Origin of the sequence: Pedobacter zeaxanthinifaciens (assembly GCF_003313335.1) — a bacterium.
In the GTDB taxonomy this organism is placed as follows: Bacteria; Bacteroidota; Bacteroidia; order Sphingobacteriales; family Sphingobacteriaceae; genus Pedobacter; species Pedobacter zeaxanthinifaciens.
In genome coordinates this window covers 123,121-137,308 of the sequence record NZ_QMHP01000009.1, presented here as the reverse complement: position 1 = coordinate 137,308, position 14,188 = coordinate 123,121, and the positions used below count along the sequence as shown (strand labels likewise).

The 14,188-nt window shown below is 38.1% G+C and carries 9 protein-coding genes and 1 riboswitch; of the genes, 5 read left to right on the top strand and 4 right to left on the bottom strand.

Annotation, left to right across the window (positions count from 1 at the left end):
* Nucleotides 1-188 precede the first annotated feature (188 nt).
* Nucleotides 189-5,951, bottom strand: coding sequence for an alpha-2-macroglobulin family protein (locus DUT68_RS14220; RefSeq protein WP_113638878.1), 5,763 nt, complete (start codon nt 5,949-5,951; stop codon nt 189-191).
* Nucleotides 5,952-6,137: 186 nt separating this feature from the next.
* On the opposite strand from DUT68_RS14220, the gene DUT68_RS14215 reads away from it, so the two are divergent.
* Nucleotides 6,138-6,785 carry a YceH family protein gene (locus DUT68_RS14215; protein WP_113638877.1) on the top strand — a complete coding sequence of 216 codons (648 nt, stop codon included), beginning with the start codon at nt 6,138-6,140 and terminating at the stop codon, nt 6,783-6,785.
* A gap of 103 nt (nt 6,786-6,888) precedes the next feature.
* Here DUT68_RS14215 and DUT68_RS14210 read toward each other — a convergent pair whose 3' ends face one another.
* On the bottom strand, nt 6,889-7,668 hold the full coding sequence (locus DUT68_RS14210; RefSeq protein WP_113638876.1) for a C40 family peptidase: 780 nt from the start codon (nt 7,666-7,668) through the stop codon (nt 6,889-6,891).
* 126 nt (nt 7,669-7,794) lie between these two features.
* Between DUT68_RS14210 and DUT68_RS14205 the strand changes: the two genes are divergently transcribed.
* Nucleotides 7,795-8,244, top strand: a complete 450-nt coding sequence (locus DUT68_RS14205) for a universal stress protein (protein WP_113638924.1) — start codon at nt 7,795-7,797, stop codon at nt 8,242-8,244.
* A gap of 323 nt (nt 8,245-8,567) precedes the next feature.
* Nucleotides 8,568-10,343 (top strand): aminopeptidase P family protein, encoded by a 1,776-nt coding sequence (locus tag DUT68_RS14200; protein ID WP_113638875.1) that lies wholly within the window; start codon nt 8,568-8,570, stop codon nt 10,341-10,343.
* Nucleotides 10,344-10,410: 67 nt separating this feature from the next.
* On the opposite strand, the gene cysM is transcribed toward DUT68_RS14200, so the two are convergent.
* Entirely contained in the window at nt 10,411-11,283 is an 873-nt protein-coding gene (gene cysM, locus DUT68_RS14195) for a cysteine synthase CysM (RefSeq protein ID WP_113638874.1), read from the bottom strand.
* An 80-nt stretch (nt 11,284-11,363) separates the two neighbouring features.
* Entirely contained in the window at nt 11,364-12,173 is an 810-nt protein-coding gene (gene epsC, locus DUT68_RS14190; protein ID WP_237088346.1) for a serine O-acetyltransferase EpsC, read from the bottom strand.
* A 287-nt stretch (nt 12,174-12,460) separates the two neighbouring features.
* Nucleotides 12,461-12,571, top strand: a riboswitch (SAM riboswitch).
* Nucleotides 12,572-12,577: 6 nt separating this feature from the next.
* Here epsC and DUT68_RS18615 point away from each other — a divergent pair.
* Entirely contained in the window at nt 12,578-12,712 is a 135-nt protein-coding gene (locus DUT68_RS18615; protein WP_262510304.1) for a hypothetical protein, read from the top strand.
* A 133-nt stretch (nt 12,713-12,845) separates the two neighbouring features.
* Entirely contained in the window at nt 12,846-14,147 is a 1,302-nt protein-coding gene (locus tag DUT68_RS14185) for an O-acetylhomoserine aminocarboxypropyltransferase/cysteine synthase family protein (RefSeq protein ID WP_113638873.1), read from the top strand.
* Nucleotides 14,148-14,188: the final 41 nt, after the last annotated feature.

The window sequence follows — 14,188 nt, the reverse complement described above, 5'->3', positions numbered from 1 at the left end:
TACTAGCATTTGGTCGAAACAATTCTACATAATTTATGCTAGTAAAACCCCTATTTTGATGCAAATATTTGCGCAATCGTTCCCGATAACGTAGGGCAATAATTTAGTTTTAAAATACAATCATCTTGGCTATGTATTTTGTGTGAATTTTATGAATTTGAATCAATGTTATCGAAACAGAAAGCTCATCATTTTATGTTAACCATTTTAATTGCTTCTCTGCCAAAAAAGACTGGAAAGTACATCATCTCTGCTTTTGCCGGATTTAAATTGTAACTACCGCTATAGCGAGGCATTAAGTTGATTTCAAATTCGTACTTGCCCTGTTTCAATTTAGTGCAAAAAATAGCGGTTTTCTCCTTGAAATATTCGCGGTGTGTTTCAACTCCCCAATAAGCCGTTTCTTTTGATTGATAAGAGCAGCCAGCCGGGATTGGCACTTCAATCATCACATAATCGGCGTCAGCTTTTACCTCTACATTAACTTTCAACTTAGTTGCTGTTCCGGCTTTTAAAACATTAGTTGAAATACCGTTTTGCCACAAACTTGTAGTTACTTTAAAATCCTTGTCTACTTTTTGAGGATTGCTGTTTTGAAATTGCTGATACGCTGTTAAATACACCGGCATTTCTCCAGTTTTATTTACACTAAACTTGGTATCATTTGTTTCAAGCTGATATGGAAACGATTTCACCTCGTTGCCATTTACGGTAAGTTGTGTTGGTTTGGCCGCAGTGGAGTTTTTCAACAAATGTGGTAGCACGGTTTGTAAAATCAGTGATGATTCATAGGTATTGCGCCATTTTCCATCTTTACGTTGCTCCAAAAAATAGTTGATGATTTTTCGAAGTTCCAATTCATGCTTGCCAGATGTTTTTAAAATTTGATAGGCCAGCAAAGTGTTTTGAATATGGCTATCCCAGAAACCGTTATTTTGCCCCCAATAAATATTGCCAAACATGGTTTGCTTTTTGATTTCCAACAAACTGTCTGTATTAATTTTCAGTCCAGCAAGTTGCTTTAGCTGCATCAATTTCAACCTATCGTAAAGTGCTGGCTTTGCATTTTTATTGTCCTCTATCAATTTAAGCCAGTCTTTTATTTCAGTTTTACTGTTTAGTAAGTAAATCAATTCAACCACTTTCAGTCTGCTGTAGTCTTGTTTTTCTACCATTTGCTTGCGCAGATAATCTTGAAGCCAAGTCTTATTCAGTGCTACTTTAAAACCCTCCTGCTCTGCCATTAGCAAAGCCTCCACCACATGTAAACTTATCCAAATTTCTTCCGGACTATCTTTCCACCATCCCCATGTTTGCTGATTTTTCTTTGTATCTTCTAACTTCTTAATTAAGTTTCGGATTTCCTTTTCTCTACTAAACGTTTGCTTCAAATAGCCTTTCAACTGTTTTTCTAGCAACAATGCCTTGAGTTTGGAAGCCATTTGCTCGTTGCATAGATACTCGTAATTGCGTAGTTGCTCAATTTCATCCATCAATACTGGAAAAAGTGAAGTTTCAGCACGGAAATGCACCTTACCTAATCCACGGTCAAAATTATAAGTTAAAGAAGTATCGGCCAGTAATGCATTAAAATAGCCTTTGGTTTCTTTTACTCCTTTTTCAATTACTGGAATTTTCCTGATTTCGCCATCAAAATAGCCGTTGCTTTGATTTAAGGTATATTGAAAGCTCAAACTGTCTTTGCTCTTTACTTTAACTGGAACGGTATCAATCAGAGAATTTTTAACAATCACTTCGCTATTTAAGCGCTGTAGGCCATCTACCATCATAGTACGCTGTATTTTTTCCTCTGTTGGGGAGTAATTCAAAAGCTTACCTATAATGTTGAGGCTATCTCCCCATACCGCAAACTGAGGTGTTGTTAAATTAGCACTTAATGTTTTGAATGACTTTATCTTTAACGTAATACTTCCGCTTTGCTTTTTACCGTTCATGGCTAGTACACTGGCGTTCCAACTGGTAATGTCATCTGGAAATTTAACCGAAAAAGCTGCGTTACCTTCAGTATTAGTTTTAAGTTGAGGCTTCCAAAAACCTTCGTCAGAAAAATTGGTTCGCATGGTTTGTTGCTGTGCCACCAATTCGCCCTTTTCGTTCAAAGCGCTGTTTCCTTTTTTACTTTTAATGATAATTACTCCATTAGCAGCTCTAGCGCCGTAAATAGCTGTTGCGCTAGCATCCTTTAATACAACAACATCTGTTAAATCATCCTTATTTAAACTAGCAAGATCTCCGCTATAAGGGACACCATCAACAATTATCAAAGGCATTTCATTAGCGTCGATACTGGCGTTTCCTCTAATCCGTATGAGCTGCTGCTGCGCTCCGGCCAAACTTACACCTGCCACTCTTCCAGCTAACACTTGTTCCATTTCTACTTTACTAATACTTCCGGTAAGTGAATGCTTTAACATTGATCCATAACCAGCAACCACTATTTCATCGAGCCTATTACTGCTTTCCATTAGATAGATCTCTCCTAAATCACCCGCTTTAATTGTCAATTCTGTCGATTCAAAACCTATTGATTGGATTAGCAACTTTCCGTTCTTTGGCGCATCCAGATAAAAGTATCCTTCTGCATCTGTAAACGCTGCTACAGTAGAACCTACAATTTTAACAGTGGCGCCCGGAATTGGGGTCTTATCGCTTTTAGCTAAAACCCTACCTCTAATTGGGTTTTTAAAACTAGAATAATCCTGATATTCGTTATTGAAGGCCTCTAAAATTTTGCTCGACAGCTTATTATTTTCTCGTTTTAGAGATTTGATATATTGGTCCAATTCTAAACTTTTACTATCAGCAGATAGGCGCTTCAAGTCGTTCCACTCGTAGTAATTGATACCGTTTTTCTTTACCTTCAAATCATCTACCAAATAATACGAATTGTCTTTTAACAAAAACATCAATTTATAGTTCCCTTCCTCCAAGGTAAAATATCTGATATCCCGACCTGGGTAAATATGCATAAAGCTTGGCCGCTCTGGTTGATAGATAACCAAGTTTTTGAGATACGGCTGCTTGATTAAGCTATCGGAAAGCTTTATCACAAGTTTACCTATGTCCCCGCCACTTACCGGCTCATTTTGGAACAAAGTCGTAGTGTAACTCCTAAGGTCCAAATAATCATTCCAAATGCTATCAATCTCCAATTTGCGCAATAGTTGCTGTAAATAACTCGTGTTGCCCAAGGCTGGTGCCGAAGAAAGCAATTTATTGAAAGCGTAGTCACTTTTAAAAGATTTTTGCTTTATTAAACCATGTAAAAAGGTATAGGTATAACCGCTTTCCCGAATAAAATGATGCGAAAAATCTTCAGTTTGATAAGTTAGCAAGTTTTCTTTAAATGGCCCAAGTAGCAATTCACCTGTAAATGAATTAGGTGGATTTACCAAAACCATATTGTCATCAGTTTTAATGAGCGTTTTGTCATACGGATTGCTACTGTTAGCCACTTTAATCATATACCTATCCAAGTTAGCTGCTTCGGCATCACTTAATTCGGTTCTTTCTAAAGTCACTTCAGCTTTTTTGTTAGCCAAATTTGAAGCGATACTAAAAATGGTACGCTTGCCGTTTACAAAAATTAATTCCTTCACTATTGCCTTCCTAGACGCAGTACGCAGCGTTATTTTATGTGTGCCTGGCGTAATTTCAAAAGCATAGCTGCTCAATTGGTTTACCTTGCTGAAAAATACAGGAATTTCATCCACATAGATTACATTCACTGGATCAATTTCACCATTATCAACCACAAAAGGGACAAATTGGGTAACACCTTTAGCGGCATTTTCTGTAATGATGTACAAACTATCGTGGTTGGTAAACTTATAATATTCAATCGTATCAAGCCCCAAAGATTTAGACCATTTAAGCCACGACAATTTAAAACTTCCAGTTGCCGACAATTCATCAGCCTCTATCATTTCCTTTAGTTTCCTGCCATAATAAGTTTTAGTGAATTTCGGCAAAAACGGTTGTTTGATAGCACCAAATTTTGCAGTTTGCGCATAAGCCGTTAAATCCACGTTAGGCACAGGCAAATTATCGTTATCTGTAACGTTAATTACCATGTTCACTTTTTGTCCGGGATATACCGCCTCTGGCGCAACCAATTTCACATTCAGCTCGTTTGGATTATAGAAAAAACTTCCTTGCGAAGTGTTCTCTTTTCCGTCCCAAAAATAGCTGATGCTTGCATGTACCGCCTTAGAGGGATGGTGTTTGAAGGAGGTATCTAAACTGGTGGCGTATCCTTTTGCAATTACTTTATTGCCCGAAAAGAGTGTGTACCAAAAAGGGAGGTAATGCTCATTGACAACTTTGACATTTGCCAAGTTTTTAGTGTGTAAAGCAGTGATAGATAACTGGGGATTACTATCACTGAAATAATACATCTGCGTATTTCCGGCGCTTTCGATTTCGTAATAGTCAGCACGATAGTCGGCTTTAACTTTGCCAGTATTAATTATAGCAGAGTCAATCAGCTCGTCATTAGCAGTGTACCATTTCAACGCAATCGGAAAATTCGCCAAGCCACCATCTTTTGCCAGGGTGAAATGCAGGCTATCTGCTTTCCAAAGCACTTTAATTTGATCTGCTTCTTCATCTAAATGCTTTAACCTTAAATTATTGCTATGGTTCTCGTTATTGCTATTTAAAAAATTAGCATGTACCGTCACATCCAAATTCGCTTTAGGGAAAATCTGTTTTGGAAGCGTCAACTTGGTTTCACCTGTGGGCTCTAACACCAATTCCTTTTTCCATAAGGTATCTGGTACAAATAATTTATGCTCATTGTAACGTGCTACATTAGAAGTGACTACCGATAATTGTACCCTTCCATCAGGTACTGTAAGCTCATTTTCATCAGTAGCTTTCATGAAAACAATTACCGAGTCCTGCCTATAGTATTCAGTTTGATTAGCCCTGATATTAAAATTTATACTTTTAAGTTCGTATTCTTCATATTCAAATTGGCCTTGTATCAGATATTTTTGATCATTTGGATTTTTTCCGGGCTGCAAAAGTCTAACTTGATATTTATCGTCAAGGTCTAAATCAAGCGAATCAGCCAATACAAAGCTATGCGTATAAGCGCCATTACGATAAGGCTTCACCATGCCTAGCGATTTTACTTTTTTACCGCGATAAAATAGTGCCGCTTCCAAGTCTGGCGATTTGATTTCTCTTCCATTTTTATCAACCATGAAAGCTTTGAATTTTAGCGTATCTAGCGGCTTATATTTGGGTTTGCTAAACACCATGTAACCTTTGGAGGTATTTTGCGATGGTTGCGTAATTTTTCGGTACAAGTTCTTAAAAGGCATCCAAGTGTAAAATATCGGCCAACCATATAGCAGTTTCCTACCAAAACTCCAATTTCGCTTGTAGTTGTATACTTCATCAACTTCAGTTGAGAAAAAATTACTTACACCATTGTATTTAACGCATAAAAAATCGTTTTTCCTGTCAAAATTTCCTTCATACAAATATGTCTTGCGGTTATATTTCAACTGGCTTCCCTTTGCCGAAAAAACCGATGCATTGCTAATTAAATTACCTTTCAGATCTTTAACATATAATTGAAAGTGCTTTTTATCATTAACAAAGGCAATCTCCACATTCTTATTATCTTGCAAACTGAACTCCCATCTATTTTTAATCGGAGTAGCGTACAAATAATTACCAAAAGGTAAATCATCGTGATATTTCTTCGAGATTTGAAAGCTATCAACCAAATGATGCAAATAGCTGTCATTAATTACAGATTTACCTTGCTTGGCAATTTCTATCATTTCTCTATCTGTTAATTGATAGACATAGGTGTATTTACCACTTGTTTTACTTGTGCTTAGCGAACGTTGTGCAGTGGAACTTAGTGATAGAAATGAGAGGAGAAAAGCGAAAAATATAAGATGTATCTTCATAAAAAATGAGGTTTACGATAAAGATACAATTGCTAGCTGTTTTCCATAAAAACAACTGTTAATAAAATTTATATCTTTGGAAAAACGGCTATATATAAATGAAAACAGCCTTTTGATAGTTGGAGATCTAGAAATTCAATTATCACTTTGGGGTGTATTAAATTCTGAAATACAACTTATACTGATATGAACGACGAAATAAAAATACCTCACCTTAGTGCTGAGCAAATCAGGGTTTTGGGTTCTTTAATGGAAAAGGCAAAAACAACACCCGACTATTACCCGATGACGATGAACGGCCTAGTTGCGGCATGCAATCAAAAAACGTCAAGAAAACCTGTGGTAAACTACGATGAGGAAACCATTGGCGCAGCATTGAACTCATTAAAAATAGGCGGGTTAATTTCTACAGCAACAGGCGGCTCTAGTAGGGCTACCAAATACAAGCATAACTTTGCCATTGCTTATCCACTTCTGCCATCAGAAGTTGCTGTAATGTGTCTGTTGTTTTTGCGTGGCCCACAAACACCCGGAGAAATCAACACCAACTCTGGCCGATTATATGAATTTGAAACTTTAGAAGAGGTAAACCAAACTTTGGAGAAACTTGCCAACGAAGGTTACGTTAAGCAACTACCAAAGCGCCCCGGACAGAAAGAACAGCGCTACATGCATTTGTTTAGCGGAGATGTAGACTTAATGGAAGAAGATGATATTACATACGAAACCGCTGGTAAAGCTAACCATCAATTGGAAGAACGGGTAGCAAAACTTGAAACTGAATTGGCAGAATTGAAAGAGAATTTCGAAAAGCTAATGAAGGAGCTTTATTAACATTTAGTGATTAGATTTTAGCATTTAGACTGGGATTATGCCTAAAATATGCTCCTTATAACACTTGCGAAGTTTTAAAACATCGCAAGTGTTATAAAGCCCGCTAAACAATGCGTTTAATTACCCTTAACTTGTGCGTATATCTATCCAACTCTGCATTAAAAATCCCTTGATTATCAATTGGATCAATGCGCACTTTACCAGCAGAGTGAATAATTTTATCATTTCCTAACATTAAGCCTACATGTGTGATTTTACCTTCATCATTGTCGAAAAAGGCAAGATCGCCCAACTTTGCCGAAGCCAAGAAATCTACTAATTCACCATGGTCTACTTGCTGAGAGGCATCTCGTTTTAAGCTAATTCCGCATAATTTATAAACAGTTTGGGTAAATCCAGAGCAATCTATACCAAAAAAACTACGACCACCCCATAGGTAAGGCGTATTCAGAAAGAACTTTGCGGTTGCTTCTACGCGATTGTAAAATTCAGCTGCATTTGGAATAAAAGGCGTAGTTTTTACCTCAAAACGCTGGTCAGCCAAGTAACAATAGCAATCCTGATAAAACGGTAAAGTACTCCCCGGACTTAAGTAGTAAACTGTTCCAGCATCGTCTATTAATCGGTTATCAAAATTAACCGCAGTAAGATATTGGTAACTTTGTTCATCATGATATTGTAACGATGTAATCTCTTGTAATTGTTTATGGTCCATCCAACCTTCGTACTGGTCGTGATGATTTTTTACAAAACACCACTTTTCCGTTTTTTCAATTACCAAAACCCTATCGCCAAATAACAATGTCGATACAATTTCGCTTCTATCTGAGGGTTCGCTTCTTAACGGTGCAACGGCAACACGACAAACGTGGTATGGTTCCATATCAATTTAAAAATTAAGTGGCTAAAAATAAGTGAATATGTGATAAATATCAATCTATTTCGTGCAAAACACAATAAACTTTATGGCTTGGCATTTGTTAACTTAGTACAACAAAAAAGAAACGCCATGAATTATCAAAGAATTTTAATTGCCGTAGATAATAGCACTAGTGCAGAAAAAGCTGCCAAAGCTGGCTACGACATGGCTTCATTATGCCAGGCAGAAGTAGCATTGCTTAACATTGTTGAGCCTGCACCCCCAATTGCCAACCCTGATTTTGGTTTTACGCCTGCCATTATAGAACTTTACGATAACAGCGTTGAAAATAGCCATGTGTTATTGAAAGAGATAGAAAATAAGTACAGCAATGGTACTAAAACCACTTATTTATCAGTAATGGATACCGCTACAAATGGTATTTTACAACAATCAGAAGAATGGAATGCCGACCTCATTGTACTTGGTACGCATGGCCGTACTGGCTTGAACCATTTTTTAATGGGCAGTGTTGCTGAACATGTTGCTAGAAAATCTGCCTGTCCGGTATTAATTGTTCCAAATAAGGCTGATGTATAACTTTTAGTGGTTAGTGGTTAGTGGTTAGTGGTTAGTGGTTAGTGGTTAGTGGCAACGCACATTAATTATCGTTGTTTGGATTATTTATCGTTTCCTTAGTGAGTTCATTATTTACGGTGCGCCACATATTCAATTCTTGAGCATCTTAAAAAACCATTCCCTTATTTGCGAAAGAGTATATCCCTCCTAACATCGGGATTACAAAATGCTTAAAAAGTGTGCTTATTAAAGATTACGGACATTCAAGAAGTAAACTGACAATTGGCAATTAAAAACTGAAAAATAATCCATTACTTTGAAGCACTAACATATTAACAAATAAAATGACACACCTAGAAAAGTTAGCTGCCATTCGTGAATTAATGAAAAACGATGGTGTAGATGCCTATATCATTCCATCTGCAGACCCACATATTAGCGAGTACCTACCAGATTTTTATAAAAGCATTCCTTTTGTTACCGGATTTACCGGCTCGGTAAGTACGGTGGTAATTACGCAAGATTTTGCAGGCTTATGGACTGATTCGAGATATTTCGTACAAGCCGAAGAGCAATTAAAAGGAAGTGGTTTTGAGTTAGTGAAACTAAAAGCTCAAGGCATGCCTGAGTATATTGAATGGCTTGGGGAGCAACTTCCGCAAGGCAGTAAAATTGCTTTCGATGAGAAAACAGTTTCAGTTTTGTTGGGCTTACAATTAGAACAACAATTGGCATTTAAAGATATCCGCTTTTTGCATAGTGATTATGTTGGTCAAATTTGGAAAGACAGACCAGCTTTACCTGCTGAGCCGGCATTTTTACTTTCAGAAGAAGTAGTTGGGCAATCAGTAGAAAGCAAGCTTGCAGCGATAAGAAAATCTTTAGCTAAACAACGTGCTAATTTTCATTTGGTGTCATCTCTTGATGATATGGCCTGGATTTTTAATTTGAGGGGACAAGATGTTGGCTATAACCCTGTAGTATTGAGCTTTGCCTTAATTAGCGAAGATGCAGTAAAAATTTACATCGATAAAAATAAGCTCTCATTTGAAGATCAGCAAAAATTGCAAAATCAAGGGGTGGAAATGTTACCATACGATGGTTTAGCTTCGGCTTTACAGGCTTTACCACCTTCAAGCAGCATTTTAATTGATCCTAAACGCAATTGCTATTTCATGTACAAACAGGTGGCAAACGGCGTTAAAAAAATCCTCGAAACCAACCCATCTACTTATTTAAAAGCGATTAAAAACGAAGTAGAAATTGCCAACACCCGCAAAGCGATGGCTAAAGACGGTGCGGCAATGACTAAGTTTTTTAAATGGGTAAAAGAGAATATTGGCAAAATAGAAATCACCGAACTTTCGGCAGCTGAGGTGTTGAAAAACTTTAGAGCAGAGCAGGATGGATTTGTTGGCGAAAGCTTTAACACCATTGCTGGATATAAAGCTCATGGCGCTTTGCCTCATTACGCTGCAACACCAGAAAGCAACGTATCCATTAAAGCTGATGGTTTGTTTTTAGTAGATTCAGGCGGTCAGTATCAATACGGAACTACTGACATTACTAGGGTGATGCCAATGGGAAATAATACGGATGAAGAAAGTACAGATTACACCTTAGTGCTTAAAGCCATGATTGAAGGCTGTAAAGCCCGTTTCCCTAAAGGAACTTGCGGCTATCAAATTGATGCAATCACAAGAAGTCCGATGTGGGATTATGCTTTAAACTACGGCCACGGTACAGGTCACGGAGTAGGCTACTACCTCAACGTACACGAAGGACCGCATATTTTCAACGCTTCGGCTACGCCAATACCAGTTGAGTTAGGCACCATTACTTCTATTGAACCTGGCATTTACCGCATTGGCAAACATGGCATACGTATTGAAAATTTAGTTTTAACAGTGAAAGATGAAAGCAACGAATTCAATGAGTTTTATGCCTTTGAAAGCTTAACCTTGGCTCCTATTGATACTACGCTAGTTAAGAAAGAACTGCTTGAAACTTCACATATCAATTGGTTAAACAATTATCATCAGCAGGTTTATGACAAGGTTAGCCCTCTACTGAATGAGGATGAAAAAGCCTTCCTAAAAGAGATGACCAAAGCAATTTAATCGTTATAAAAATCAAATGCCGATTGGATGAATCGGCATTTGATTTTAAACTCCACAGTGATCGCACTTAACCGAACAAGTCGCTGCTCAAATACCTATCACCCCTATCGCAGGTGATAAAAACAATCAGTCCGCTTTCTAATTCGTTAGCCAGCTGCAATGCACAATGCAAAGCCCCGCCGCTACTCATTCCTGCAAAAATACCTTCTTTACGAGCCAATGCTCTAGCGGCTAAGGTGGCATCTTGCTGAGAAACATCCATAATTCGGTCTACCCGTTCCGGTTCGTAAATTTTAGGAAGATAAGCAACCGGCCACCTTCTAATTCCTGGGATGGACGACTCTTCCGTAGGTTGGCATCCAACAATTTGAATGGCTGGATTTTTCTCCTTCAAATACCTAGAATTACCCATGATACTCCCCGTAGTACCCATGCTACTTACAAAATGTGTAATAGCGCCGTTAGTGTCGTTCCAAATTTCGGGACCAGTGGTTTTATAGTGTGCCAAATAGTTGTCTGGGTTGGCAAACTGGTTTAATAGGAAATAATCAGGTTGTGTTCCCTTTTCCTCAGCATAATCTCTACAAACCTCAATAGATTCCAATAAAGTTACCTTTGCACCAAATGCTTCCATAGTTAAGGTGCGCTCCCTTGTTGAACTTGCTGGCATTACCAATTCAATGTCAATACCATAAATAGAAGCAATCATTGCTAAGGCTATTCCAGTATTTCCACTGGTGGCTTCAATTAATTTAGTGTTTTTATCCACTTCGCCGCGTTCCATAGCGCTTCTGATCATGTTCAAAGCTGCCCTATCTTTTACGCTACCACCTGGATTATTTCCCTCCAACTTAGCATAAATTTTAACGTTCGGGTTGTTGTTCAAGTATCTAATTTCCGCCAGTGGCGTATTTCCTATGCAATCAATAATTGTTTTCATTTCTGCCTATTTTTATCCGTAATTCAACATACAGCCCGCTCCTACAGTTTGGAAAAGCGGTCATACTGTTTGTAGCTGGTTCAGTCCTTCTTATTTTCTTTAATGGTAACCTCAGCCTGGTGGTAAACGGTAGAACCTGCGGGGATGCTTTTAGTTAACCAAACATTTCCTCCAATAATGCTGTGATCTCCTATCAAAGTATCTCCACCTAAAATTGTGGCCCCCGAATAAATGATAACGTGGTTGCCAATAGTTGGGTGTCTTTTGGTATTCGATTGGTTTTTATCAACACTTAAGGCACCCAACGTAACCCCTTGATAAAGTTTCACATGGTTTCCAATGATGGTAGTTTCTCCAATCACCAACCCTGTACCATGGTCTATGTACAAATATTCGCCAATTTTTGCTGCCGGATGGATATCGATACCCGTTAAGGAATGCGCCGCCTCGGTAATGATACGAGGAATGTGAGGTACATCAAGCAAGTAAAGCTCATGCGCAAAGCGATACATGGCAATAGCAAAAAAACCGGGATAGCATCTAATGATTTCGAACTCACTTTTGGCCGCAGGGTCACCTTGTACAATCGCTAGCAAGTCGGTATTTAGCTTTCTGTGAACTTCTGGCAAAACCTCAAAAAAAGAATCGGCGATAAGTTTTTCTCGACTGTTATGGCAATCTTTAGTGGAGCGTAAAATATGCTGCAATTCTTCTTTTAACTCAAAAAATACACCTTGAAGCACTTCCTGTGTATGATTTGTAGAGGCACTACGCTCTGGAAAAATCAAATTAAGTAAGGATTGTGCCCAGTTGGCAATCATTTCATTAGATGGTACCACCTGTTGCTGATTTTGTCGCTGTATGATGCTATTTAAAAAATCGGTATTCAAAACGTTCAATATATAGTTAGTCTACAAAGTTAGTATTTTATTTTCCCGACAATACCGAATAAATACATCATAGTGTCTTTTTTGACCGTTAATGTGTCATCAATCTCACTCTGTGGACTACCATAACAGCACTTCCCATCAAAACACAAAACACAAAACACAAATAACTGAAAAACAAATAATTAAAAAATTATCAGAATTTTATTTTGCAACAAAACAAAAAACATCTTACATTTGAAACATTATTTGGAGAACCAAATAAAAGTCAATACCCAATTTAGGCTATTGATTTATAAAGAAGTGGCGAGAGACAGGCTCACAGACCCACTGGCAACCCTCAAAAAGAGAAGGTGCCAATTCCTGACCAAAAAGCATGGTGCATTTTGGAGATATAAATTAATAAGATGAAACTAATTAATTCAATTTCTTTAGACAGTACATTTCCTAAGCAGGTAGACAGAACTCCTTTTTTCGATTTCGGAATTAGCAATTGCGTTGCCATGCAGTTGATGATTTGTATGTGCATTTGCATGTACTAAAATCAAAAATCTTCCACTTGTAATTTTCTAACAATTAGGAAGGCCCTACCAAAATAGGGTACGCAACATCAGTTATGCCTAAAAACTAGGCTAAAAGCAAATCGAAATTCTAAATCAAAAAACCATAGATCAAATGTCAACTCAACATAAATTCGAAACATTACAAGTACACGCAGGACAAGAAATAGATCCAGCAACAGGTTCAAGAGCAGTACCAATTTACCAGACCACTTCTTACGGATTCAAAAACTCTGAACATGGTGCCAATTTATTTGCACTAAAAGAATTTGGGAACATCTATACCCGTATCATGAACCCAACTACCGACGTGTTCGAAAAACGCATTGCAGCGCTTGAAGGTGGCGTGGCGGCTTTAGCGGTGTCATCAGGCCAAGCGGCACAATTCATCGCCTTAAATAACATCTTACAGGCTGGAGATAATTTTGTATCCTCAAGCCATTTGTACGGTGGTTCTTACAACCAATTCAAAGTAGCTTTTAAGCGTTTGGGTATCACAGTTAAATTTGCTGATGCTGACCAACCTACTGATTTCGAAGCTAAAATAGATGAGAATACCAAAGCAATTTACGTGGAAACCATTGGCAATCCATCATTTTCAGTACTTGACTTTGAAAAGATTGCTGCTATCGCTAAAAAGCATGAGCTTCCTCTTATTGTAGATAATACTTTCGGCGCAGCTGGATATCTATTTAAACCATTAGAACATGGCGCAAACGTAGTGGTACAATCAGCCACTAAATGGATTGGCGGACATGGCACTAGCATAGGTGGCGTAATTGTAGATGGCGGAAATTACAACTGGGGCAACGGCAAATTTGTACAGTTTACCGAACCTTCTGAAGGCTATCATGGCTTGGTTTTCAATGATGTTTTTGGACAAAATGGTCCTTTCGGCAACATTCAATTCATTATCAGAGCCAGAGTAGAAGGATTGAGAGATTTTGGAGCATCGCAATCGCCATTTAACTCATTTTTGTTGCTACAGGGCCTAGAAACCTTATCACTACGCGTACAGCGCCACGTTGAGAATGCTTTAGCTTTGGCAAAATGGCTAGAAACTCATCCCGCAGTTGCGAAAGTAAACTACCCAGGCTTAGAAAGCAGCCCATATCACGCCAATGCGAAAAAATATTTATCAAACGGTTTTGGAGCGGTACTTAGCTTCGAATTGAAAGGCAGTAAAGAAAACGCAACCAACTTAGTGGACAACCTAAAATTGGTAAGTCATTTGGCTAATGTTGGCGATGCAAAAACACTGATTATTCAACCTTCAGCTACTACACACCAACAACTGTCTAATGCGGAGCAGCTAGCCGCAGGCGTAAGTCCTAACCTTTTGAGGGTTTCGGTTGGTATTGAACATATAGATGATATCAAAGCCGATTTTGAACAAGCTTTTTCGCTACTTAGTTAACAGTTTTTAATCAGCAACCTTACAAGATTCCAACTTTTAAA

Excerpts from the sequence above, each read along its gene's own strand:
- DUT68_RS14220 (WP_113638878.1), bottom strand. The coding sequence starts at position 5,951 with ATGAAGATACATCTTATATTTTTCGCTTTTCTCCTCTCATTTCTATCA.
- DUT68_RS14215 (WP_113638877.1), top strand. The coding sequence starts at position 6,138 with ATGAACGACGAAATAAAAATACCTCACCTTAGTGCTGAGCAAATCAGG.
- DUT68_RS14210 (WP_113638876.1), bottom strand. The coding sequence starts at position 7,668 with ATGGAACCATACCACGTTTGTCGTGTTGCCGTTGCACCGTTAAGAAGC.
- DUT68_RS14205 (WP_113638924.1), top strand. The coding sequence starts at position 7,795 with ATGAATTATCAAAGAATTTTAATTGCCGTAGATAATAGCACTAGTGCA.
- DUT68_RS14200 (WP_113638875.1), top strand. The coding sequence starts at position 8,568 with ATGACACACCTAGAAAAGTTAGCTGCCATTCGTGAATTAATGAAAAAC.
- cysM (WP_113638874.1), bottom strand. The coding sequence starts at position 11,283 with ATGAAAACAATTATTGATTGCATAGGAAATACGCCACTGGCGGAAATT.
- DUT68_RS18615 (WP_262510304.1), top strand. The coding sequence starts at position 12,578 with ATGAAACTAATTAATTCAATTTCTTTAGACAGTACATTTCCTAAGCAG.
- DUT68_RS14185 (WP_113638873.1), top strand. The coding sequence starts at position 12,846 with ATGTCAACTCAACATAAATTCGAAACATTACAAGTACACGCAGGACAA.